Genomic DNA, 25,129 nt, shown 5'->3' with positions numbered 1-25,129 from the left:
GAACTGCCCCAAGGCCGCGTCGAAGCAATGGTGCTATGCAAATTCACGTTCGTCATGTGCAGATTGCCGTGGATTATGGTAGACGCAGATAGATAGAAAAAAATTGTTAGATCGGCGAAAATGGGCATCGCACCGCGCTGCTTTTTTGCTTGCGGGTACAATTGAGGGTATCCACACAAATCATTTTCGACGACTAAGATGTTAAAACAATTGAGTAAATTCTCAATTCGAGTCCTCTTCTGGCACCAATACTGGCTCTGGATACGTCCAGATAAGTCCAGTAAGCGGCTGGTTTCACAGCATTTCTAGACCGAAAATCGCAGACACCGTCCGGCGAAATCCGGCTAAGAGCACCAGCAGCAGCAACAAATGTTGCTCTTTTTGGGGCTCTCGGATCGACCCGGCTTTGCTGGGAAAACGACCATGCTGACCTACATCCTGTTGATTTGCACTGAGAAGTGACCCGGGATTTTCATTGAGAAGTGACCCGGGTGGGCGTGGATGATGTGCTACCTGCGACGAGCAGGGTCAAGCGGGTGATTTGTCCTTTCTGGATTTTGGGGCGGCGGAACTGGCCCTGAAGCGGAAGCTGTCATTGCCTGTTTCAAGGATGTGGCAATGATGCGTGAGGCGATCCAACAGGGCAGTGGTCATTTTGGCATCGCCAAAGATACTGGACCACTCGCTGAAGCTCAGGTTGGTGGTGATAACGACGCTGGTCCGCTCATAGAGTTTGCTGAGCAGATGGAACAGCATGGCCCCGCCTGAAGGGCTGAAGGGTAGATATCCCAGCTCATCAAGGATGACGAGGTCGAGGCGCAACAGACGCTCGGCCAACTGGCCTGCCCTGTTTGCGGCCTTTTCCTGCTCCAACGCATTGACCAGATCGACGGTGGAGAAGAAGCGGATCTTTTTGCGGTGATGCTCAACCGCCTGGACGCCCAAAGCCGTCGCGATGTGGCTTTTGCCGGTGCCTGGTCCGCCGATCAGTACGACGTTGTCGGCGCTATCCATAAAGTCACCACGGTGAAGTTGACGCACGAGCGCCTCGTTGACCTCACTGACGGCAAAGTCGAAGCCTGCCAGATCCTTGTAGGCCGGGAACCGGGCTGCCTTGATCTGATAAGCAATGGACCTGACCTCCCGCTCGGACATCTCCGCCTTGAGAAGCTGGGAGAGGATCGGAACGGCGGCGTCAAAGGCTGGTGCGCCCTGCTCGATCAGATCGCCGGCGGCTTGCGCCATGCCATACATTTTGAGACCGCGGAGCATGACAACCACTGCGGCGCTGGCGGGATCATGACGCATGGCGTAACGTCCTCAGCGTGTCGTAGCGTTCGACATCGGCCACAGGCTCCTGGGTGAGGCGCAGGGCCTGCGGGGCATCGATTGGGGATGCCGGTGGAGCCTTGCCATCGATCAGGCGGTGCAGAACATTGAGGACGTGGGTTTTGGTCGGCACCCCAGCTTCAAGGGCCAGTTCGACGGCGCTGAGCACAGCCTGTTCGTTATGATGTAGAACAAGGGCGAGGATTTCGACCATCTCCCTGTCACCACCAAGCCGCTTGAGCAGATGCCCCTGCAATTGCCGGAAGGCTTCGGGCATTTCGAGAAATGGCGCCCCATTGCGCAAAGCGCCAGGCTTGCGCTGAACAACTGCCAGATAGTGCCGCCAGTCATAGATCGTCTGCCCCGGCTTCTGGTGAGAGCGGTCGATAATCCGGTTGTACTCGCACAAGATCTGCCCCTCGGCCGCGATGACCAAGCGATCAGGATAGACCCGCAGGCTCACTGGCCGGTTCGCAAAGGAGGCAGGCACGCTATAGCCTGTCTCTTATACACATCTAGATGTGTATAAGAGACAGCGACAAAGCCATCGAAGCCTCTTCCCATCGGCATCAGGCTGATGATCTCAGCAGCGTGCACATCGGCAACTGTGCCGGGCAGGACGCCATGCTGGATTTCTCCCCATTGTGCGATGCACCGCTCTTCCAACTAGGCATTGAGGGCGTCAAGATCCGGGAAGTTGGGCATTGGCTGCCATAACCGTCGACGCGCATCCTGAACGTTTTTCTCGATCTGGCCTTTCTCCCAGCCTGAGGCCGGATTGCAAAAATCCGTCTCGAACAGGTAGTGGCTGGCCATGGCAGCGAACCGCGCATTGACCTGTCGGACTTTACCTTGGCCGATCCGGTCTACAGCCGTCTTCATATTGTCGAATATTCCACGCTGAGGCACGCCGCCCAGCACCCGGAAGGCCTGTGTCAGCGCGTCGAACAACATCTCGTGGGTTTGCAACAGGTAGGCTCGCGTGATGAACGCCCGACTGTGGGAAAGCTTGGTATGGGCTACCTGCAGCTTGACGGGCCGGCCATTGAGAAGGGCGTAATCTTCACTCCAATCGAACTGAAAGGCCTCACCGGGCTGGAAGATCAGCGGTACGAATGTGCCGCGCCCACTGGTTTGCTTTTCATATTGGCGTTCGGCCTTCCACGCTCGAGCAAAGGCGGCAACACGGCCGTAGGATCCCTCGTAGCCCAGTTTAACCAGATCTGCATGTAGCTGCTTGGCTGTTCGCTTTTGCTTGCGCGACTTGCCCGATTCCATCCGCAGCCACGTCGTCAATTTTTCGGCAAACTGATCAAGCTTGCTCGGTCGTTTGGGAACCTTGAACGTCGGCTCCACCGCGTCATCGCGCAGATATTTGCGGATCGTGTTGCGCGATAATCCAGTCCGTCGCCTGATCTCGCGAATGGGAATGCCTTGCCGAAAATGCCAGCGGCGGATCACACTGAGTAAGTCCATGTCGATCACTCCGATGCCTCCTGACTGTCAGCCAGGGGCGAGGAAAACATGGGTCAAATCTCAGTGAAAACTTATAACCCTCCCGGGTCACTTCTCAGTGCAAATCAACAGTCAGTGCGTCCTAAGGCTGAAGACACGCCGACAGTTTTATCCTCGCCCGGCGTGGCTCAATATCCAAAGCGCTTCGATCCTCATCGCCCATACCAAAGCATATTGATGTATTGCCGGCAGACAGTTTATGGTACCGCTATCAGAATCAATAAGCTGCTTGATCGAGGGGATGATAATGAAAAGATTTTTGGCGTTCGCGCTGAGTCTGGTGTGCGGCGTGTCTGCGGCGTCGGCAAATGAATGGCCCAATGGGGCCAAGGCGGCCATCGTGCTGACATATGACGATGCGCTGGATTCCCAACTCGACAACGCCGTGCCGGTACTGGACGAGGCCGGGTTCAAGGCCACCTTCTTCCTCGCCAGCGTAAAACCCTCCGCGCTGTCGCGTTGGCGGGATGTGGCGAACGAGGGGCACGAACTTGGTAACCACACCAAATATCATGCCTGCCCAGCTTCCAGCAACGCCACCGATCTCAGCCACACATCCAACGTCTATACAACCGAGCAGATGCTGAAGGAGATTGAGGAACAGAATGTGTTTCTGACCTCGCTGGATGGCAAGTCGACCCATGGGTTCGCGTCGCCATGCGGTCAAACCCTGGCAGGCGGCGTGAATTATCTGGAGGCGTTGCGGGACGCAAAGCTGGTGACATATGTGCGCGGCGTCTACACTTCGCCTGAGAATTTGCGCGCCGACGTCGCAAAGATGGACCCGATGCGCATGCCCTCGCGCGGGTTCGAAGAGGGCGTCACGGGCGCAAAGCTGATCGAGTTCGCCAAAGAGGCGGAAGCCGGTGGCGGCATGGCCGTCTATCTGTTCCATGGTGTCGGCGGCGATTATCTTCAGGTTTCCAAAGCGGCACACCGCGAACTGATCGACTGGCTCGCCGCCCATCGCAGCGATGTCTGGGTGACCACCCTGCAGGGCGCACTGGACTGGGCCAAGGCGCATCCAAACCCCTGAAATAGAGCGCCCCATCAACGGCTCGCGGGGGACGGAGGCAACATAATTGGGTGCGCAAGAGGCTACCATAGCAGCCGTTATCACGGGAAGGCATGTGATTGGCCGGAACGGTTCAAACTCCGCCCCCCTCCCGACTGTGCGACGCAATGACATATGGCAGCGTGGTACGCTGGACTGTGCCGTCCATCGACCTGCCTGGACACACCAAATGAAACGGAGATGCCGATGATCAGGCTCACCGCCCTTGCGACCATCGCATTCACCACCGTTCTGCCTCAGAGCGCCGCCGCCGGGAACGCACGCTTTGACTATTTCAGTTATGCCGGTCGCAGTCAGGAAAGAATTACTCTGGGGCCAAGGCAATATCGCAACCCGATCTTGTCAGGCTATGCACCGGATCCAAGCATCGTCCGCGTGGGGCAGGACTATTATCTGGTCAATTCCAGCTTCACCAACTTTCCCGGCCTACCGATCTATCACTCTCGCGATCTGGTGACGTGGCGCCAGATTGGTAACGCCATAAGCCGTTTCGGCCAGTTCGATTTTTCAAATCAATGGGTTTCGGGCGGCATCATGGCGCCTGACATCTCCTATCATAACGGCACCTTCTACATCGTCTCGACAAATATCCGCAATTTCGTGATCACGGCAAAGTCTCCCCAAGGGCCCTGGTCGGATCCGGTGTGGCTGGATTTTGACGGGATCGACCCGTCATTATTCTGGGATGAGGACGGAACGGCCTACATCGTAAACAATGGCCCGCCCGACGGCCCTGCAAAATTTCCCGGACACCGGGTTCTATGGCTCCAGGCATTCGACCCGGTTGCCAAAACGACGGTCGGGCCGCGCATCCCCCTGGTAGGGGGCGGGGAAAATCCGCCGCATCTGTTCTGGCCAGAGGGGCCGCACATTTTCAAGAAAGATGGATGGTATTATCTGATTGCTGCCGAGGGCGGCACAGGCCCGGACGAGAAACATTCCCAAATCGTTTTCCGCAGTCGCATGATCGGCGGGCCTTATGAGGCCTTCGAGGGCAATCCGATCCTGACGCAGGCCGATCTGCCGGCGACGCGGCCCTACCCGGTCGAAGCTGCCGGTCATGCAAAGTTCGTTACCACGCCGTCAGGTGACTGGTGGGCAGTCTTTCTGGCAGCCCGCGCCTACGCGCCAACCTTCTATAATATCGGGCGGGAAACCTATCTGTTGCCCGTCAGCTGGTCGGCCGACGGATGGCCCACCATATTGCAACATGGGACAGCGATCCCTTTCGCTCTGGACAAGCCAGCATCGGCGGGCGTGACTGAACCCGGCGCACCGCAGAATGGCGATTTCTCCTTTGTCGACAATTTCGACGAAAAGCGTCTGGGTCTGGGCTGGATGGGCATTCGCGTACCGGCCAAGTCCTTTTACGACCTTAGTGAAGGCCGCCTGATCCTGGCGCCGGGTCATCGCTTCGGCGATCTTTCCGCAGCGCCAGCCTTCATTGCGCGCAAACAGGCACACGCGACGGCAGAAGTATCGACTGCGCTGGACTATGAGCCTGACCATGAAGGCGACCGTGCAGGCCTCGTCGCGCTGCAAAGCGATAATGCCTATCTCTTTCTCGGCGTGATCAAAAGTCAGGGCAAGCGGCAGATTGCCGTCATGCGCCGCGAAACGGCGGGCGATCCGCAGGCCGGGAAGGCCGTTTCGTTGGTGGCCCTGCCACGCGGGGCACGGACAGTCCGGCTCAAGCTGACAATCGACGGTGGAGCGCTCAGCGCATCCTATGCCTGGGGCAGGTCGGGATGGAGGCCTTTGCAGACAGGTGGGGACGCAACGTTCCTCAGCACGAAAAAGGCGGGAGGCTTTGTTGGCACGATGATCGGATTGGCGAACGAAACCAATCGGTCGAACCACCCTGCCCCCGCCGCACCTTAGCTGGACACCCGCAAAAACCGGCTAAATGAAGGGAAGGTTGCGCTGATGGCGCAATGACCAAGGTGCAGCGTGCTTTACTTGGCCCTTTTGGTCATCGGATGGGCCATTTTACGGGCGTCTACGGGTTTCAGGGCAGACTCATGCTGTGACGGCACGTCGTTCGTGGAAGATCAGGCGGTCGAAGTTGTAGGCGAGATTGGCCAAAGTGAGTTTCGCCTCAGCGCGCTTGATGCCGATGGTACGGATGAACAGCCCGAACCGGTTTTTCTGATGCGCAAACACATGCTCGACCCTGGCCCGGATCGCAGACTTTGCCGCATTGGCGCGAGCGGTGGCCTTGGGCATCGGCTTTCCCTTTGGCTTGCGACGGTGGATGCGACTGGTCAGCATGCGATCAGCCAGCCATGTTTCGTTGGCCTTGGAGCGGTATGCTGTGTCGGCCCAGACCTCGCTGCTGCTATTTTCCGCGATCACATGGCGCAACATGCGCCCATCGGCATGGGCCGCCGAAGTGACCTCACCGGCACGAATGAACCCATAGCGGCGATCTATGCTGATATGGCTTTTATAGCCGAATACCGGCAAGGCGATCATCGGTAGCGGCTTACCATCCTTGTAGCGGACCTTCCCGCCGATCTTGAGTGTCCAGCGCGCATCTGTGTCCTTCTGTGCCGCCTTGGCCGGGTCGTCGGGCCAGATATCCTGTGCCGATTTGCCATCCTTGATGGCCTGCCGCTCATCATCGGTATTGCGCTGCTTGGGCGCGGGCACCAGGCTGGCATCAATGATCTGGCCGGACATGGGGATGTAGCCCTTCTTGTGCAGTTGCCAGTCGAAGGCCTTCATCACCCGTTTGAGCGTTCCGGTTTCCGTCATCCGGTTGCGAAAATGTCGGATGGTGCTTTCGTCGGGGGTGCGATCGCCGAGTGCAAAACCCAGAAACCGCATCCAACTCAGCCGGTCGCGGATCATATACTCCATCCGCGCATCCGACAGATTGTGCTGGGCCTGCAAAATCAGGATCTTGAACATGGCGACAGGATCAAACGGCGGACGGCCACCCTTGCCCCCATCGCCATAACCCAGCCCCTCGACCAGCCAGTCCCGAAAATACTCAAAATCTACCGTCCGTTCCAGCATCTCAAGCGGATCACCGTGACGGCTCAGCATCTCAAGGTGGTCGTTCAGACTGAAAAGGGACTTCGGATCCATCACAGATCGCCTCCAATGGCTACCCGCTCAATGAATCATCAATGCACCAAATCCGCCAGAGTTTTTGCGGGTGTCCAGCTATATCGCTCGCGGCCGTCACTCTCTGTCCATCCGTCGCCTGTTGGCCATTTCACGCAGAATATGCGCGGGGTCGTCGTCTCGGCCGGCGACATAGACCCATCCTGATGCGGACAGGTTTTGAACTTTCGCAGTCCAAACCTGTCCGAGCCTCATGACGGCCGCGCAAATCTGCGCTGTCACCCGAAAACGTCTGATCGAGGCCGATAGCCCATGCGCCCTTGTCGGGGACGTCCTAATACGGGTGCCGGATCAAAGCCGCGATGGTCAGCTCCCGGCTCTCTCAAGTTTCACCAGCAATACATCATTGCTTCGGAGCGGAATGCTGCGGCGCATGCCGCCATCTGCGCCCACCTTGACAGTCTGGTCAATCTCCGGCGCGTCACTGGTCAGACCCTGCAAAGTGCTGATCTGGTCCGACGTCAATTTGTCAGGGCGGCCCCATTCCATATATTGCGTATAGGGGTCATTGGCCTTGTAACCAGTGCGATAGACCCGCAACCTGTAGCTGCCCGGCTTGAGCGAAGAGAGTTTCAGGTCAACCGGCGCCAGATTCGTCGCTGGATGGACCTTGGTGAAATAGGGGCGGTTGCTCTCTTTCTGGTCGGGGATCGTATAATTCCAGATCACCCCGGCGAAATTGTCTCCATCGCGCGTCAGCCAGGATTCCTGGTCGCTGTTCCGCAACTCCTGCGAACCCAGCGCATGCAGATATTTATAGGCGAAGAAGGCAGATTTGCGGATGCCTTCCCGGTTGACGAGGCCAAAGCCACCATGGAATGGCGTCGGCGGCGGACCGGCTTCCTCGAACAAGTCGGAATAGACCCAGTAGCTCATCGACTGGGCGTCCTTTTCCGTCCCTTTCAGCTTGTTGAGGATGAAGGGGGCGCTCAGATAAGCATCGTGAATGGGGTCACGCGGATTATAGCTGGTGCTCCATTCCGTAATGTAGAGCGGCAGACCCGGCTTGGATGACGCATCAATCTGGCTGCGCGCCCTGCGTATATCGCCGATCACGGCATTTCGATCTGGCACCAGCTTGTTGTCGCCCTGGCCCTTTTCGTCGAGGAAGCCCCCCGCGACACCATAGGTATGGGTGGCGATGAAATCGACGGGGAGCCTGTTCGCTTCGGCATAGGCGATGAATTCGGGAATCCATGCAACGCCTGCGGTAGCCGGACCGCCAACTTTCAGCGCGGGGTTTACGCCCCTTATGGCCTTCACCGTTTCCCCGTAGAGACGGAAATAGGCCTGCTGGTCGGCATTGACCCAGAACCCGTCGAGATTAGGCTCGTTCCACATTTCGAAGCGCCAGCTTTCGACCTCTTTCCTGCCGAAATTGGCCTCCAGATTCTGGACGAAGGCCGTGATGAAGTCGGACCATTTCTTCCAGTCCTTGGGCGGCGACACATTGCCCCGCCAGTAGAAGATGGTGCGGTCCTGCGACGCCAGATCCTTGGGCATGAAGCTTACTTCGATCATCGGCTTGAAACCGGCCTTCAGCACCTCGCGGTACACCTGGTTGACCCGATCGAAATTATAATAGGGCCGTCCGTCAATCTCGCGATAAGCATCCGTATATTCGGTAAAAATGCCGTGGAAGCGGATATATTCGAAACCAGTCTCGTCATGCACCAGGCGCATCTGGTCCTGATTTTCCTTGCGCAGCAACAGCCCTGCATGACCGGACCCCACGCAATCCCGCCAGACCGTGCTCATAGGCCCGGAAATCGACTTCATGTTGGCAGAAATTATGCGCGTGCCCTGTGCCGACGCCTGCGCGGACGTTAGCGAGACTATTGCCGCCATCGTCACGATCGTTATTTTCCCGGCGAGAGATTTCATTGGAAAGTGCCTTTCATTCATTCTGAACTGAAAGAGAAAATCTCTCTTCCATGTTGCCAAGCCTACATCGCGCCGATGATGCGGATGTCGGCAACACCCGCAGCAGCGCCAGCCGGCGCCATGATTTTCATCCGCAGGCGCGATCCGACGACCCGTTTCACATCGATGATCCGCTTCTGCGCGGTCTCAGTGGTTGCCGATTGATCGGCCACGACGACCCACTGTCCATTCTGATCTTCCACCTCAGCAACGAAGCGATAATTGCCGGGCTGTGGGAAAGTGATTTCCAGCTTTCGGAACTGCAGAATCTTTTCCGGACTGACCGAAACCCATGGCGCATCATCGCCCTTCGCCGCCATCCACGACGTTCCCGGATCGCCGTCATTGACCAGTCGGGATGAATGCCCCTGTTCACTGGAACTCGCGCCTGTCGGGTTATCCTTCCCAAAACTGGCATCGGGTGCGAACATGAATTCAGCGTCGGTTCGCTTGGCTTCGGTATAAGGTCGATCGGGCGCAATCGGCGTTACTCCGGGGACGAATGCCGGTCCGCCGATCGTTTCGATCGTCAGTATTGCGTCCTTGAGGCCGGGCGAACGGGCGCGCAAAATACTCTTCCCGGATTGCCAGCTCCGCATCGTGATGGCCGCTTGCCCATCGCGGATGGGAATGTCGCTGTCAGGCGCAAAGCGGATCGTCCGGCCGGTGGGCAATTCGCCCGGCCCCGATTCGATCGACAGCGTTACAGGCGGGCTGTTGCTCAGCGCGCGGCCCTGCGCGTCGAGCACGGTGACCACCACATGCACGTCATCGGTCCCATCGGCCCGTTCGATTACTGCGCTGTTAGACGTCAGGCGCAGCGCCGCTGGCTCACCTTGTACAGGCCATTGGGGCGGCGCGACGCCGCGATAGGCCTGACGGTACCAATAATAGCTGCGTTTGGGCAGGCGGGCATAGTCGACCACCCCCATGGATCCGAATTTGCGTCCCACGATGGAGCCGTGATCAAACCCGGCCCAGACAGCTTCACCCGACCGCCACCCTAGGCGCCAGGGGTAATCCCCTTCCCCCTCCGCCGCGCCGGGCGTTCTGGGCAAATCGCCCCAGCCTGGATCGAATTCGCCGGGCCTATCCAGCATGGTGGAGCCATATTCCGACACCATGTTGGGAATGCCCGGATTGGGGAAAAGCGCAGCCCCGTCGCCATTATAACCGGCCACATCGCCCAGCTTGTCGATCTCACCGCGCTGCGCGCCACCGATTGCGGCGGGCCTTGCCGGATCGAGCTTATGGCTCAATGCGACCAGATCTTTCAGGAAATGCCGCACCTCCGGCATGACCTCGCCCGCCGAGAAGAATGGCTCGTTACTCACGCTCCAGGCGATGACCGACGGATGATTGCGGGATATGCGGATCATCTCCCTCAACTGCTGCTTGACGCTCTCTTCAAAACCCGCCTTGTATCTGGGATCGACCGGGTAGGCGCTGGACATCCAGCTTCCGTCAGGCCCGAAACCGCCAATCCCCCAGAACGACGCTTCGGACCAGAACAACATGCCGATCTGGTCGGTTGCCTCGGCGAAATGTGGATCGTGGGGATAGTGCGAACCGCGGATGAAATCGAAACCGGCATCCTTCATCATTTGCACGTCGCGTTCCATGGCGCGGTTGGACACGGCATCGCCCCAACCAGCCTGGTCCTGATGCACATTGGCGCCCTTCAAATAGCGGTGTTTCCCGTTCAGGAAAAAACCGCGATCGGCGGTCCATTCAAACCAGCGGAACCCGAATGGCGTTTCGTATCGATCCACCGACCGGCCATTGGCCAGCACCGTGGTCACCGCCTTGTAGAGGATGGGTGTTTCCGGGCTCCAAAGTGCTGGAGCCATGATCGGCCCGGACGACTGGCTCAACGTGGCGAGCGCACCGGCTTCAAGCCGCCGTCTGCGATCGTTCATCGTTGCAACGATCTTGCCCGTCTGATCGTGAATATCGGTGCGCAGCGATACGGTCACGGCCTTGCCGCTATCATTGCGCACTTCGGTATCGATCGCAACGCTGCCGCTTCGTTCAGACAGTGCAGGCGTCGTCACTCTGGTTCCATACCAGGCGACGTGCACCGGATCGGTCGTCACCAGCCAGACGTCGCGATAAATGCCACCCTGAAACACATGCTCGCCCGCTCGTGGGGCGAGGGTCGGATCCCATAGATTGTTGACGCGCACCGCGATGCTATTCTCGCCGGTCCTCACGGCCGATGTTATGTCGACGGAAAAGCCTGTATAACCGCCGCGATGACGCCCGACAGGGGTGCCGTTGACGAAGATTTCAGCGTCCTGAAAGGCACCCTCAAACTCCAGGGCGATCCGTCGGCCGCGCCATGCGGCGGGCACGGTCAGACGTTTCCGATACCAACCATAGCCGGTGTAGAACTGAGACGCCTGGAAATATGGGATGCCAAAGCTGTGCGGCAGGCCGATAGGCTGCCACGCTCGATCGTCATATCCCGCCTCCTTGGCACCGGGCGCATCGCCAATTTGGAAGCGCCAGTCGGCGTTGAAATTGCTGCGCTGGCGCGTGATCGACGCCGGTCTTTCTTCACCGGGGCGACTGGCGGCCTGCACCGACATGACCGTAGCCATGCCAAGAAGCGCCGCTGCTGGCGGCGTCAACCATTTCCTTAATCGATTCATCGGCCTCTCCGCCGCGGATAGCAGAACGCCTGAAGAATCGGGCGCAGCCAACCAGAGTGTAGACCGCTTTACGGCGCAGGCGTTTCTCGCTGGGTTTCGAGCACCTGGGGATCGCTGGCCAATTGGTGGATATAGTTCCGACGCGCATCGGCGCCGCCCTTCATACTGCTATATTCGTTGCGCTGATCCGCGGTCAGGACGATTTTGTTGTAACCCAACTTAAGCATGCATTTGCGCACGACCGTAAACATCATTTCCTTGTTTCGCGCATATTGCTGCTCCGGCTGGGCAGTCGCAATAACAGTCTGCTGGTCGGCAGCCTTGCGTGCAGCAACATCCAGCCCGTTCTGAACTCGTACACTGTCCAAATCAGGTCGGCCAAACTGACTGGAGCCATCGGTCAATGCGGCCATTGCGGAAGCGTCGATTGCCTCCAGTTGCTCCGACGCCCGCGCCAGTGTTTTGACTTCCTCCGTATTATCGATGTTCACCGCCAGACCCTGCATGCCGCATTCCAACGCATCGGCGCTGAACTGTTCACGACCGACACCGGCTTTGGCCCATATGGTGCTTGGAGCTGATACCTTGGCGCTAACACCGGTGACCGGCACGGCAAGCACAGTGACGCATGCCAGAAGTCTCAAGTTTAGAGACCCGGCGCGATTTCTGAGACGATGGTTCACAATATCTCCATTAAGATCAGTGAAACTCCGCTGCGACAAGGAGGTCGCGGAACGGTGCTGCAGGCAGGGTAATCGCCACAAGGTCATATCAATCAAACTCCAATTGAGCCGCCTTGCAGTGGCCATCAATGAAATCCCGATGCGACGTGACCGCTCGCGCCGAACGCACAATCTCCTCACGACGCAGTTTCATACCGTTACGGATCTGGTCGAGCGGGTGCTTGTCGGCCGATACGGAGTAGCGAGATGGCACGAGGTTGTTGCCCAACAAGATGGCGACCCAACTCGGCTCCATGTAAGATTCCAAATCTCCCAACGGAATTTGCCCGCTTGCTTTCCAGATTTCGATCTTGTGCCGAAGACTGTCGGGAATTTCGATATTGCGGCACGCGGCCCATAACGGCTCGGGACGGCGCGAAAGGTAATAATGAGCAATGATAAAATCGCGTATCCGTTCGATCTCAATGGTAGAGAGTCGGTTATATTCGTTGCGCAAAACGGGGTCGATGACCCGTTGGGGGAAGTATCTGAGCAACTTCAAAACACCCATAACGATCAATTGTATTCCCGTGGACTCCAAAGGCTCAAGAAAACTGGAGGCAAAGCCGATCCCCACACAATTGCGGTTCCAGAACTGCTTGCGATGCCCGGAGGTAAAGCGGAACAGCCGCGGCTCGGCAAGCGGTTCGCCGCAGATGCTACCCAGCAAGTCATCCCGCGCCGCGTCGTCGCTCCAGTAATCCGAACTATAGACCATGCCATTGCCGTTGCGATGCTGCAGCGGGATGGTCCAGCGCCACCCGCCGGCGTGCGCGGTAGACCGGGTAAACGGCATGGGGGTGTCAATGCGGGTTGACGGCACAGCAATGGCGCTGTTGCATAGCAACCAGTGCGACCAGTCAACAAAAGGCGTGTCCAATGCTTTTCCCAGCAATTCGGACGCAAATCCGGTGCAGTCCAGAAAGAAGTCGCCGGGAATCGTTTGGCCATCGGCAAGATGGATAGCGGAGATGTTGCCGGATTCGGGGTCCAGGTCGAAATGCGTCATCTTGCCTTCGATACGCTGCACACCCAGTTCGGTCGCGACGTCACGCAGATAACGGGCATATAGTCCGGCATCAAAATGATAGGCGTAGTGATAGCGTTCGTTGTGCGGGGCGAAATTGTTGTTTTTCCCGACGGCATAGGCAAATGAATAATCCTCGATCGGATAATCTTCACCTGATTGGCGCAATCTCAGCCAATAGTGGTGGGTCGAAATTCCTTCGACAGGGTGACCAAAATCGCTGAATGCGTGGAAATGGCGGTTTCCGGCAGTACCCCAGTCGCAAAATTCAATGCCCAGCTTGAAGGTTCCCTGGGTGCTGCGAACAAAATCGAATTCATCAATGCCGACCATGGCGTTGTACTGCGCCAGGATAGGGACCGTTGCTTCGCCAACGCCGATAGTACCGATCTGCTCCGATTCGACCAGAGTGATGCGCGTTTGTTCGCAATCAATTTTCTTGGCCAGCAACGCGGCCGCTATCCACCCCGCCGCACCACCACCCAGAATGACAATATCCCGAAGATGACCACTATTCATAAACATGCCTTACCATGAATATCTCAGTGCCTTTATCGAACAGGTATCAAGGGTATGCGGCATTCGAAATATCGGTCAATGTACATGCCATGCGGCTATGCTTACGAGTCGATATACCTAAACAAACCAATATACGAAACTGAGGAGGGCGCCCTATCAAGAAGCGCCCTCCTCCTCTTCAAGCCGTTAGAACCTCACTCTTATGGTGAGATCATATCGCTGATCGCTAACATTATAGTCGTACGGTACGAGAACGCCCGGTACAGGCTCCTGATATGTTCTCGAAATCGTGTTAAGAATGTTGTTCGCGCGGAACGACAACGACACCTTGTCACTCACCTTGTAATCCACGCCCAGATCCAGATAACCGGCCGCCGCAGTCCACGCTGGAACCATGTTGTACACAGGCCACGAATGATCGGCATCGAAGTTGGTCGGGCTTGTATTGAGCGTGTAGGGGTTGTTGCCGCTCGTCGCATAAGACAACGGATTAACATTAGTCGACAGCAATGCCTTGTCACGCCAGTTATACGCCAGACGGACATTGAGTTTGTTACGGCTGTACAACAACTGGATGTTGTAAGCCCATTTCGACAATCCGGCATAAGGCAGGTTGGGATAGGTCTGCGGCACCGTGCCGTCCGGATTGAGACCGCCGTTGGGCGTGGCAGGGCTCAACATATTGTTAGCCTGTTGGGCCGGGTTCTTGCTGTCAATGTAAGTCAGGTTTGCCTCAATGCCAAACCCGCTAAGCAATCCTGGCAGCTTGTCGAAGAATGTCCGTCCGCCAATCTCAAAACCCTTGATATAGGCTTTTTCCGTCGCGGTTCTGTTTTGCAGATAGACCCACGGAACGTCCAAAGTCGTATCCGTTTCCACCCCGCTTGGGCCACCTTCTATTGCCGTCGCCGGAATGGGAAGATTGTTGGCAATGAACGAATAGAACTGCGGGTGGTCCTTGATCTGCTTGGCGAACACATCGAGATAGATGAGGCTGGATGATGACGGATAGTATTCGAACACCAGATCCTGGCTCGTGATCATGGTCGGCTTCAGCGTTGCACCACCGCTGTTGACTACAACACCCGTGAGAATGTTGGGCGCTTGCGAATTCAAGGGATTCTCGAGTGAGCGGGCAGTGATCGAGCCGCCCGCACGAATGTCATTGAGATTCGGCGGAGCAGACGCCAGCGACGCCGCACCGCGAACAATGAATTTGTCAGTCACGTCAAACTTAATATTGAACGAAGGCAGAACGCGGGTGTAATCATAGCTGCGTGTCTGCATGCTATAAGCTTCGGTTAGCTTATAGAGCGTCGGGAATGTCGTCGCACCCTGAATACCTTTTGATGCGTTAAAATATGCTGTACTGTCTTCTTCGGTCAAAGCAAGATTAGCTGTTAGCGGTGTGTGCAGAAGACCACTCGCTCGTATTGAATCACGGAATATACGAACGCCGATATTGCCCGAGAATCGCGGAATAATTCCGATACGATCATGCGCGAAACTGGCCTGGACATAGGCAGCCATATTTTTGACGCGGGTATTGGTCTTATTAAGACCTTGATCGATATATTTTGTCCAATAATTCTCTGGCGTGTCTTCTGTTACATTGCCGTTAGCGTCCGTCTCAGGCAACTGGCCATTATACTTCTGGAGTAAATAGTACCAATCGTAACTCTGCATGAGCGACTTGCTGGGAACCAATAGCTGTGCCGGAACGGCCCCTCTGCCGCCGAAGTAGTTCGGGAATCGTGAAATATTATAGTCCGACGGTGAGACATTTGGGTTGTTGAGAAATTGAATGTTACCCGGCCCCGCCTCAGCCCATTCCGGCCCCAGCGGTTTCCTCAACCACGGCTGACTGAGGGGTGCATAATATGTCCCTATGAAGTTGTCGTTTTCGTTGCGCCTGGAGGCACGAACACCAACCCCGATCTTGCGCAGAAATCCACCATCGCTGACCCTGTATTCAAGGTCGAGATTGCCCGCCAGCATCGTTCCTTTATTATGGGGTTCACGATAAGACATACTGCTGAGATATGCCGTGCTCGGATCGAGCAAACCGTCAGTGGACAAACCGGATACGGCTGGCAGCGATCCCGTCAGGTCAACATCCATCGAACCAACCAAGGGGCTGTCCTGGGAAATGCCGACAGACATGCTCTTCCCAATCGAGGTGGAACGGACATATTGCACGCCGCCACGCACCGCCAGCCGGTCAGCAGGGGTCCAGACGAAACTTTCCGAAATATCCAGTGTGGAATTCTTGGTATGCGATGTCGACGTCCTGCCGCTGGGCTGCAGTGATGTGTTGGGGGGGGTGCACTGGGCCAGAATCCTCCCATCCCATCCTTCGGTAGGATTCGACGGATCGATACCTGCATTAGCCGTCCAGTCCCACAGGACCGACGATGCGGGAGTGCCATAGGTAGCGCCGCAATCTATCTGATAATGGGCGGGCAGCCAGCTACCGAACGTCGTGTTGTCGAACAGCTTTGCCTTGCCAGTAGATAGCGCGGCGAGCGTTCCCTTCCTGAAGGCACCATTGGCATCATATTCGACCGGGCTGCCAGGCACCGGCATAACCGCAATCGTCGCGGATGGTCTTTTGCCCAAGGAACCGCTGATCCCATAACTATCGTCGATATATTGCGAGAAGAATACCGTGTTGGTCAGCGTAAGGTTGGAAGACGGCTTCCACTGAATGGCCTGGTAGGCACCGTAACGGTCGCGCTTGCTCCGGTTGTAGTTCCAGTTAAACGAACCAGGAATAAAGGCCAGACCATCCTCACGCACGGAAGTCGGCGCATATTCGCCAAACATGGCGCCTACCTGGAGATTGCTGCTCTGCTGATACAGACGGCTGAATGCCAAATCCCACAGCACGCCAATTTCGCCAATCCCGGTATCGAAACGCTTGGAATACATTGCGGAAATGCGGGGCGAGTTCTTTTTCACCTGAGTACCGTAGCTGCCGCCCAAGGTGAGGTTGAACTGGGTGTCCTTGAAATCGAACGGCACATGCGTGCGAAGATTGATCAAGGATGCGCCACCTTCGATCAGATCGGCGCGTGCCGCCTTGTAAACGTCAACCCCCGCCATCAACTCGGGCGTGACCTCGTTCCAACTGATGGAGCTTGCACCGTTGGCGCTGAACACCTGCCGTCCGTTAAGCATGCTCGAATTGAAGGGCAGGCCGCGCACGGTAATTCCCGACCCCTCGATCTGGAATGCGGTATTACCGCCGTTTGCCCCCGCGAAGCGAGAGATCGAGACACCCGACACGCGCTGAAGAACTTCGGTGACCGAATTGTCGGGCAGTTGGCCCGCGTCGTCGGCAACGACGGAATCAACGATCGTGTTGGAGTCCCTCTTGATGCTGATTGCGTCTTTCAATGCTTGCCGGCGCGCCGTGACGATGATCGATTCATCGGTCGCCCCGGCGTCGGATGCCTTGGTCGCACCAGCATCTTGCGCATAAGCGGGCAACACGAGCCCGGCTCCGCATATCGCGAGCGCTACGCTGCTGACACCAACCGAAAATTTCTTCGCAAACATCGCCGCCTGCCCCTCCCAGAGTGTGATCTTTATTGTCCCGTTTTTACGCTGAACCATTCTCTGATCCTGCTATTTGTCTGACTAGTCAAGATAGAATCTGATAGCGGTACCAAAACATTTCCAAATTGTTCCAGAAAATGTCGATTTCTACGCGCAAGTCGCTGAATTTCGCCCGCCAGCCTTCAATCTGACTGCCTGTCACCCGCGCGAGTCGCGCGGCGTCGACATGGCGACGGATCAGTTTCCCTGCCCCGCCGGTCGCCCCACAATCACGCCGCGGCCATGCGGCGCGAGATAGACCGTCCCCGGTTCGACCATGTCACCTGCAATCGCCCTCAATTCGCCATAACGGTGCGCGTCGTCATTGATGCGGACCCAGTTTGCGCCCGTATCGTCCGACCGCCACAATCCCTCGGCGCCCTTAACCTTGCCCCACAGATAAATGGCAGGGTAATTGCCCTTGACCATTGGCGCGCCGAATGAAATTGCCCAGGGTTCATCTACATTGCGGATCTGGGCCATTTTCGACTTGCTGTCTGGCGAATGGAACAGGCCGATCGACGTTGCCAGCCACAGGTCGCGGACGCGGCCCGGTACTACGGCAAGCTTCGCCTGCTGCCAGGGCTCAAGCTTGGGGAACCCTTCGACAAGGACGTTGAATTGCGCGCCGCCGTCGCCGCTCGCGAGGATGCGCGAGGTCGACCGGTCAAATACATAGAAAATGCGATCATATGTTTTGTCGGCAACGGGTTTGAGCGATTGTTCCTTGTCCACCGGCCATCCAGCGGAACGCTGCCAGCTTTTCCCGCCATCACCCGAATAATAGGCGCCGTCCTTTTCCGGTGCCCAGACCAGCGCGGTTCCACCTGCGGAAATCGCGATGCTGCCGGGGTTGCGCCAACCTTCCCCCTGCGCGGGTTTCCGGTAGGGAGTCGATGCAAAGGATTCCCACGTCACGCCACCGTCGCGCGAATGAAAACCGTTATTCGGCGAGTTGGCGGTCGTCCGCACAACCATATCGGGCTTCAATCCTGCATAATCGACGCTGAAAACATTCTCCCTGTTCGGAGTGAACAGGCGCTTCGATGGTGTTTGCGTCAGGTCATCCCACGCCCCGCCAGCGATGTCGCCCATCGCGGCCATCACCCGCGCACCGCGGGTCGGCGCAACCAGCTGCAATGTCGCGGTTTCTTCAAGATTGTTGACCGCGAAGTCGAAATCGACCTTCTGGTCCCCCTTTGCCGATGCAAAGTTGCGGCTCATCCAGACGCCGTAACCCGTGCCGTACACCATCTCGTCGGGATTGAAGGGGTTGAATTTCAGGTCTGAAATCCAATGGCCCATTTTATCCTCGCCATTGAGGTAATTGACCAGCCAGGGATAGTCGTCGGGCCGGTGTCGCGCCTTTCCCTGCATGCCGGTCCAGCTTTCACCGCCGTCACGAGACACGTAGATGTCGTCACTTGGAAACCAGCGCCCCAGGGTCGAAACAGCGACAGTTCCGTCGCGGGCAACGTCGATGCCGGAAAATCCGCCGGATGCGTTGGAACCCGGCCCCTTGGGCGTCACATCGCGCCACTCGCCGCTCTTGGCATCGCGTTTCCATACCGCACCCTTTTGGGCATTATTGGGGTTGATCGTTCCTTTGCCATCGCCCGTGGAAAAGGCGACGTACAATGATCCATCGGGCGCAAAGGCCAGTCGTTGCGGCACCATCGCCGGCGGCCCCGCCACAGGCTTGAACGATTGCCCCCCATCCTGGCTCAGCATGAGGCCACCCTGGCCATCGGCGGTCCCGGCCCACAGCGACGAGGCGTCAACCGGGTCGGCCGCGACCAGGCTGAACGAGCGCAAGCCGGCACCCGTACGGGCGAAGCTCTGTCTCTTATACACATCTAGATGTGTATAAGAGACAGGCATGAGGCCACCCTGGCCATCGGCGGTCCCGGCCCACAGCGACGCGGCGTCAACCGGGTCGGCCGCGACCAGGCTGAACGAGCGCAAGCCGGCGCCCGTACGGGCGAAGCTCCGCCCGCCGTCGACGCTTTTCCACAACCCGTCTTCGTTTGAACCATAATAGAGGGTGTCGGGATTGCGCGGATCGACGACCAGGCGTTCACCACTGCCGCGTCCGTCTGCATTGCCGCCCACATGAATCGGCAGTTCGGCGACCTGCCACGTTTTGCCGCGATCATTCGAACGCAGGATTGCGCCCTTGCGCGACCATTGGTTTAGCCCGTATAATTCCTGTCTCTTATACACATCTAGATGTGTATAAGAGACAGGGGCCATTGGACGCGGATCAAGGGCTTCATTTCGACGACACGGGCAGCGATCTTGATGAGGTGCAGGCGCCTGTCTCTTATACACATCTAGATGTGTATAAGAGACAGGGGCCATTGGACGCGGATCAAGGGCTTCATTTCGACGACACGGGCAGCGATCTTGATGAGGTGCAGGCGCCTGTCTCTTATACACATCTAGATGTGTATAAGAGACAGGGGCCATTGGACGCGGATCAAGGGCTTCATTTCGACGACACGGGCAGCGATCTTGATGAGGTGCAGGCGCCTGTCTCTTATACACATCTAGATGTGTATAAGAGACAGGGGCCATTGGACGCGGATCAAGGGCTTCATTTCGACGACACGGGCAGCGATCTTGATGAGGTGCAGGCGCCTGTCTCTTATACACATCTAGATGTGTATAAGAGACAGGGGCCATTGGACGCGGATCAAGGGCTTCATTTCGACGACACGGGCAGCGATCTTGATGAGGTGCAGGCGCCTGTCTCTTATACACATCTAGATGTGTATAAGAGACAGCGGTGACATGGCGGCGCAATGTCGAGGTCGGCGCGACGCCCAGGAGATGTGTATAAGAGACAGGCCCAGCAACGCACGCGTATCAGGCAGGTTCTCCAGTCGCGAGATCGTCGGCTGCGAACATAGCGCGCGATCCGAAGGTGCCAGATCAAGGGCCAGCTTGAACATCGGGTCGACGCGCAGACTGGAGGCGTCATTGCCATCCTCGTAACCCGCCGCAATCATCATCAGCCGGAAGCGGATAATGTCGGTAAGGCTGTGGGTGATCAGATCCGGCGCGCGGGGATCTTTGATGCAGGCCGCCATGCGATCCGCAACGCCAACGCGCTGCTCCACCTCGCGCAACAGCAAAATCCCGCCGTCTGACGATAGCCGACCGCCGTCAAATCTGACGTCCAACCGCTTGCCCGAAACAGGTGACAGACCACGTAGCGGCAGCGTAGGATCGTCCATGGCGGGTGTAGCTTTCTTGAAATGACGTTGATCGGATTAGACAACCAAATCATACGTTAAATCAGATGCTTACGCTCCATCCGCCAACCCCCGATGAATTATACGGGTTAGATAGAGGCCGCAGGCGGCATAGACACGGTCGGGATTTGCGGGATCAAGCGCAATGCCGAGCACGCCCATAAGATCGCCGTCCTGGCGGCTCAGATGATCCAGCAGCGGCAACCAGCGCTTTGCTTCATAATCATAACGATAAAGTCCGCCGATATCGGTGCGCGTATAGAGAATATCCTTGGCACGCGGATGGTACACGAACCCGTCGACATAGCCGCCGCCGCCAAAGGGCACCGTCTGCCAGGCATAGGGTGTTGCCTTCTGCGCCGATGACGGCGCGGCGGTGAGCATGCTGGGCAGCAGGACAGCACATCCCAGCAAAACCTTGCCTGACCAACGGCGTGTACCTTCGATTTTCATTGCATGCTCTCCCCAATCATTATGTCACTCTGTTTATTCCGGATCATTCTTGCGGCCGGTCGAGCTTTGAAAACGGATGCGTCTTTTTATAGGTTGTTGGAAAGGCACCGGTATCGCGCGTCGGCCTGAATGCCCTCCCGCCCACATCGCGATGCCAGCGCCGATGGTCATTCGATCGGCATGGAAAACCCCGTCGCAGGCAATTCCGCTTTGTTATAGAGGTTCACGATCGGGCTGGCCTGCCACAGATAGCGAACCGTGCGAGCGCTGGCATCGGCGGGCAGCAAGATGGTGTCCTCGCTAAGATCGCCATTGACGAACCGGCAACTGGATGTGGCGTCGCATAGCTCAAATCCGATCGCGGACCCGCCGCCGACAAGCTTGAGCGGGCCATGGGCGAAGCGAACGGCGATCCCCTTTGCCGTGCGCGTGACGGAAATCGGCGAGGGGCCCCGATCCTCGACAGCTTCGCCGAGCGCGATATGCCGCGCGGCCAAGGCAAGCCGCTTGCCTACATCCTGCTTGTTGGTCGGGTGGATATCGGTGACCTGGCCGATATCCACCGCGCTCGCCATGCCCACTTTGGGATCGGCATCGGCAACGCGCCGCTGAACATCGCGCAACTGGCCCCATGAATCGTTCGAAGGCGTGGAGGCAAGCGGTCCGAAATTGGCGAGTTGCACCATCAGGAAGGGAGATGTTTCGAACCGCTTGCGCCAGTCGGCGATCAGCAAGGGCATCAACTCCGCATACCCCTTCGCGTCCCCCGCATTGGCTTCGCCCTGATACCAGGCAAAACCCTTCAACGGATAGCCGCCCAGCGGCGCGATCATGCCGTTGAACAGTGTCGTACGACCTGCACCCCCGGTCCACGGCACGCTTGGCGGCGCCTCGCCGTTCTTGAGCGGCCGCCCCTTGGCAAAGGTCCAGTCGGAAAGCGGCAGCACCGTGCCGTCGCCCAGGGTCAGCGTACGCGCCGCATCACCCACCAGGCCGCCACCGCCGCCCGTGTCGACGACCGTCACGTCGATGATATTTTCTCCAGCCTTCAACGCGCCGGCAGGCACCTCATAATCCCGCTTCTTCTGCCAACCCTGGTCGGCACCCACGATCTTGCCGTTGATCCGCGTTACGTCGATGTCGTCGACCGCTCCAATCACGATCCGTGCGGATTTTGCCGCTTGCGCCGCGGTCAGCTTCACACGGGCACGGTAATAACCAATGCCATCGAAGGTCGCGAGCGAGGCGTCACCCCATTGTTCCCACATCTGCTTGTTGGGAACCGTGCGCCAGGCCGCCTTGGCAGGGGCCGTGGCATCGCCACCCAACCACTGCTGCAACAGTTTGGCCCAGCTACTTGCGGCGATACCCGCATCGCGGGCATATTCGTCCATCAGCGCAAGGTCTGCGCGATAGCGCGGCACTGTCTGCAACGCATCGCGACTGATCCATTCCTCGATCGGCGACCCGCCCCAGCTTGCCGCGATCAGACCGACGGCAATTTTCTGCTGTGCCTGGAGTTCACGACCCATGAAGTAGCAGACAGCCGAAAAATCGGCCACGCTCTCCGGCGCTGAACGTTGCCAGCCCGTTGCGGCTGAAAACCTCGGTTGGGGCTTGGCGCTCGACTGGCGCGGCACGTTGAGCAGCCGCAGCATCGGGCGATTGGAATAAGGCACTTCGAAAGCGGCATTGGTTGCATAGCGAACCGCGAATTCCATGTTCGACTGGCCTGAACAGAGCCAGACATCGCCGACCATGAGGTCATCCAGGCGCTGCTCTTCGCCGTTGCTGCTCACATTCATGACATAGGGGCCACCCGCCTCACGGCTGGACAGGGAGACCTGCCACCGGCCTTTACTGTCGGCCTTGGCGGTATGTGCCTCGCCATCGAATGTGACACTGACGGTGCTCCCCGGCTCGGCGGTGCCGCTGACCGGGACTGCCCGGCCGCGTTGCAAAACGGCGTGGGACGAATAGACCGGGTCAAGGACAAGCGGCGCCGCATGGGCGGCTGCCGGCAGTGCGGCCAGAAGGATTGCCGGAACGATCTTCATAACGTGCCTTTCATGCAAAGAGCGGTTGCCGGCGCACATCAAGGTCGTGCGATTGCGATCCATCCGCGCCCTATGTCCTCTTCCTATGCCCTAGCTTATATGGTAGCGGTACCAACAATAGCCGTCTGCACGCAAGCGGAAATTGAAGGGAGCGGGTCTGAAATGTGGAAGATTGGTCGGCGCGATTTGATCGCTGGCGCTGTTGCGATGAGCGGCGCTGCATCGGCGCATGCCGCAACGTTTAAGCCGAACTGGTCGTCTCTTGTCGCGGGTTGGGACACCCCGGAATGGTTCCGCGATGCCAAATTCGGAATCTGGGCGCATTGGGGGCCGCAGTGCCAGCCGGAAGCGGGCGATTGGTATGGCCGCCTGATGTATGTGCCCGGAAGTCCCGCCTACAAGCATCATGTCGCCAATTATGGGCATCCGGCCGATACCGGCTTCATGGACATTATCGGCAAATGGAAGGCCCAAGCATGGGATCCGGCGGCATTGTTGCGGCGCTACAAGCAGGTTGGCGCGAAATATTTCATGGCTATGGCGGGCCATCATGACAATTTCGACCTGTACGACAGCGCGCATCACGCGTGGAACGCAACGCGGGTCGGTCCAAAGCGGGACATCGTAGGGGGTTGGGAAAAGGCGACCAGAGCCGAAGGCCTGCCCTTTGGCGTCAGCAACCATATCAGTCATGCCTGGCACTGGTATCAGACCGGCTATGGCTATGATGCGGAGGGCGCCAGGGCAGGAGAGCGCTACGACGCGTTCAAGCTGCGACGCGAACAAGGCCATGGCAAATGGTGGGATGGACTCGATCCCCAGGATCTCTATACCGGCCCCAGCTTCGTGGCACCCGACGGGATCGCCAGCAATGCCTCGATGGAGGCGTGGCATGAGGTGCACGACGGGCGCTGGTTGGAACATGCTGCCTCGCGGAACCCGGCGTTCATCCAGAAATGGCTCCTGCGCCAGAATGACCTGGTCGATAAATATCGACCCGACATGATCTATTTCGACGACACCAGAATTCCGTTCGGAACCGTGGGGCTGGAGGCGATCGCGCATTATTACAACCGCGCCATCGAATGGCATGGCAGTCCCAACGTCGTCCTGACGTCGAAACTGCTGACCGACTATATGCAGGGCGGGTTGATGAATGACGTCGAACGCGGCTTTTCGCCCGTGATGCGCGCGCAGCCATGGCAGACCTGCACCTGCATCGGCGACTGGCATTATAATCGCGCGCGCTACGACCATAAATATTATGTTCCGGCGCAAAAGGTCATCCAGCGCCTGTGCGACATCGTCTCGAAAAACGGCAATCTCCTCCTTTCGGTCCCGCTCCGGGGTGAAGGCACGCTCGACGGTGAAGAGGAAAAGATTCTCGACGGTATCGCTGCATGGCTGCAGATCAATGGCGACGCCGCGATTTTCGGCAGTCGCCCCTGGCGCATCTTCGGCGAAGGGCCGACAGACTTGCCCGGTGGCAAGATGGAGGAAGACAAGGCCAGCGACTTCACCCAGCAGGATGTGCGCTATACCGTCAACAAGGGCGCGCTCTACACCGTGTTGATGCTCTGGCCCAAGAGCACGCTGCGTATCGCGTCGCTGGGTCGTCGTGCCTTGGGTGGTGCCTCGATCGCAAAGGCAGAACTGGTAGGCGGCGGCAACCTTTCCTGGAAGCAGGAGGAGGATGCACTGGTGCTGACGCTCCCGCCGGCCAAGCCCGGCCAGATGGTTCCCGTCGTCCGGTTGCGCGGCGAGGGGCTCACCAGTCTGGCCTGAGCACGGATTTTGAGGAACACATGAAAGAGCCGGGCGCGACAGCATCGCACCCGGCTCTTTCACTATATGCCGTTATGCAAG

The 25,129-nt window shown here is 57.9% G+C and carries 14 protein-coding genes and 2 pseudogenes; 4 read left to right on the top strand and 12 right to left on the bottom strand.

Annotated features, from left to right (window positions below; genetic code table 11):
- Positions 1-528: 528 nt before the first annotated feature.
- Both istB and istA read right to left on the bottom strand, forming a co-directional pair.
- The gene (gene istB, locus FE851_RS15170; RefSeq protein WP_006955904.1) at positions 529-1,308 is read right to left on the bottom strand and encodes an IS21-like element ISRsp3 family helper ATPase IstB; all 780 of its coding nucleotides are present in this window, start codon (positions 1,306-1,308) and stop codon (positions 529-531) included.
- A pseudogene (gene istA, locus FE851_RS15165) lies at positions 1,298-2,805 on the bottom strand (IS21 family transposase). The gene istB and the pseudogene istA overlap by 11 nt, the downstream one beginning before the upstream one ends.
- A gap of 286 nt (positions 2,806-3,091) precedes the next feature.
- Between istA and FE851_RS15160 the strand changes: the two are divergent.
- Together FE851_RS15160 and FE851_RS15155 are read left to right on the top strand one after the other, a co-directional pair.
- Positions 3,092-3,880, top strand: coding sequence for a polysaccharide deacetylase family protein (locus FE851_RS15160; RefSeq protein ID WP_145203687.1), 789 nt, complete (start codon positions 3,092-3,094; stop codon positions 3,878-3,880).
- Between the two features lie 225 nt (positions 3,881-4,105).
- A complete protein-coding gene (locus FE851_RS15155) occupies positions 4,106-5,800 on the top strand; it encodes a glycoside hydrolase family 43 protein (protein WP_145203684.1) in 1,695 nt (564 codons plus the stop codon).
- Positions 5,801-5,938: 138 nt separating this feature from the next.
- Here the strand turns inward: FE851_RS15155 and FE851_RS15150 are convergent, their stop codons facing one another.
- The 7 genes from FE851_RS15150 to FE851_RS15120 form a co-directional block, all read right to left on the bottom strand.
- A complete protein-coding gene (locus FE851_RS15150) occupies positions 5,939-7,012 on the bottom strand; it encodes an IS5 family transposase (RefSeq protein ID WP_107125142.1) in 1,074 nt (357 codons plus the stop codon).
- A gap of 345 nt (positions 7,013-7,357) precedes the next feature.
- Entirely contained in the window at positions 7,358-8,830 is a 1,473-nt protein-coding gene (locus FE851_RS15145) for a GH39 family glycosyl hydrolase (RefSeq protein WP_145204488.1), read from the bottom strand.
- A gap of 167 nt (positions 8,831-8,997) precedes the next feature.
- The gene (locus tag FE851_RS15140; protein ID WP_261370952.1) at positions 8,998-11,628 is read right to left on the bottom strand and encodes a glycoside hydrolase family 2 protein; all 2,631 of its coding nucleotides are present in this window, start codon (positions 11,626-11,628) and stop codon (positions 8,998-9,000) included.
- Positions 11,629-11,696: 68 nt separating this feature from the next.
- Complete coding sequence (locus FE851_RS15135) at positions 11,697-12,311, bottom strand: hypothetical protein (RefSeq protein WP_145203681.1); 615 nt, start codon at positions 12,309-12,311, stop codon at positions 11,697-11,699.
- Positions 12,312-12,399: 88 nt separating this feature from the next.
- Positions 12,400-13,902: a tryptophan halogenase family protein gene (locus FE851_RS15130; RefSeq protein ID WP_222422949.1), complete on the bottom strand. Its 1,503-nt coding sequence runs from the start codon at positions 13,900-13,902 to the stop codon at positions 12,400-12,402.
- 180 nt (positions 13,903-14,082) lie between these two features.
- Positions 14,083-17,514: a TonB-dependent receptor gene (locus FE851_RS15125; protein WP_222422948.1), complete on the bottom strand. Its 3,432-nt coding sequence runs from the start codon at positions 17,512-17,514 to the stop codon at positions 14,083-14,085.
- Between the two features lie 180 nt (positions 17,515-17,694).
- Positions 17,695-19,749, bottom strand: a complete 2,055-nt coding sequence (locus tag FE851_RS15120; RefSeq protein ID WP_145203679.1) for an exo-alpha-sialidase — start codon at positions 19,747-19,749, stop codon at positions 17,695-17,697.
- Between FE851_RS15120 and FE851_RS15115 the strand changes: the two genes are divergently transcribed.
- Complete coding sequence (locus FE851_RS15115; protein ID WP_145203676.1) at positions 19,749-20,288, top strand: hypothetical protein; 540 nt, start codon at positions 19,749-19,751, stop codon at positions 20,286-20,288. The genes FE851_RS15120 and FE851_RS15115 overlap by 1 nt on opposite strands.
- Before the next feature lie 21 nt (positions 20,289-20,309).
- On the opposite strand, the pseudogene FE851_RS15110 reads toward FE851_RS15115, so the two are convergent.
- The 3 genes and pseudogenes from FE851_RS15110 to FE851_RS15100 form a co-directional block, all read right to left on the bottom strand.
- Positions 20,310-20,735 (bottom strand): annotated as a pseudogene (locus FE851_RS15110) (transposase); the annotation flags it as partial.
- A 69-nt stretch (positions 20,736-20,804) separates the two neighbouring features.
- Positions 20,805-21,206 carry a hypothetical protein gene (locus FE851_RS26195; RefSeq protein WP_186378831.1) on the bottom strand — a complete coding sequence of 134 codons (402 nt, stop codon included), beginning with the start codon at positions 21,204-21,206 and terminating at the stop codon, positions 20,805-20,807.
- 167 nt (positions 21,207-21,373) lie between these two features.
- Positions 21,374-23,263 (bottom strand): sialate O-acetylesterase, encoded by a 1,890-nt coding sequence (locus tag FE851_RS15100; protein ID WP_186378830.1) that lies wholly within the window; start codon positions 23,261-23,263, stop codon positions 21,374-21,376.
- A 162-nt stretch (positions 23,264-23,425) separates the two neighbouring features.
- Between FE851_RS15100 and FE851_RS15095 the strand changes: the two genes are divergently transcribed.
- Positions 23,426-25,048: an alpha-L-fucosidase gene (locus FE851_RS15095; protein WP_145203668.1), complete on the top strand. Its 1,623-nt coding sequence runs from the start codon at positions 23,426-23,428 to the stop codon at positions 25,046-25,048.
- Positions 25,049-25,129: the final 81 nt, after the last annotated feature.

The sequence above is a fragment of the Sphingobium sp. B2 genome, assembly GCF_007693735.1.
Lineage (GTDB): Bacteria > Pseudomonadota > Alphaproteobacteria > Sphingomonadales > Sphingomonadaceae > Sphingobium > Sphingobium xenophagum.
This window is presented reverse-complemented; position numbering and strand designations above follow the sequence as displayed.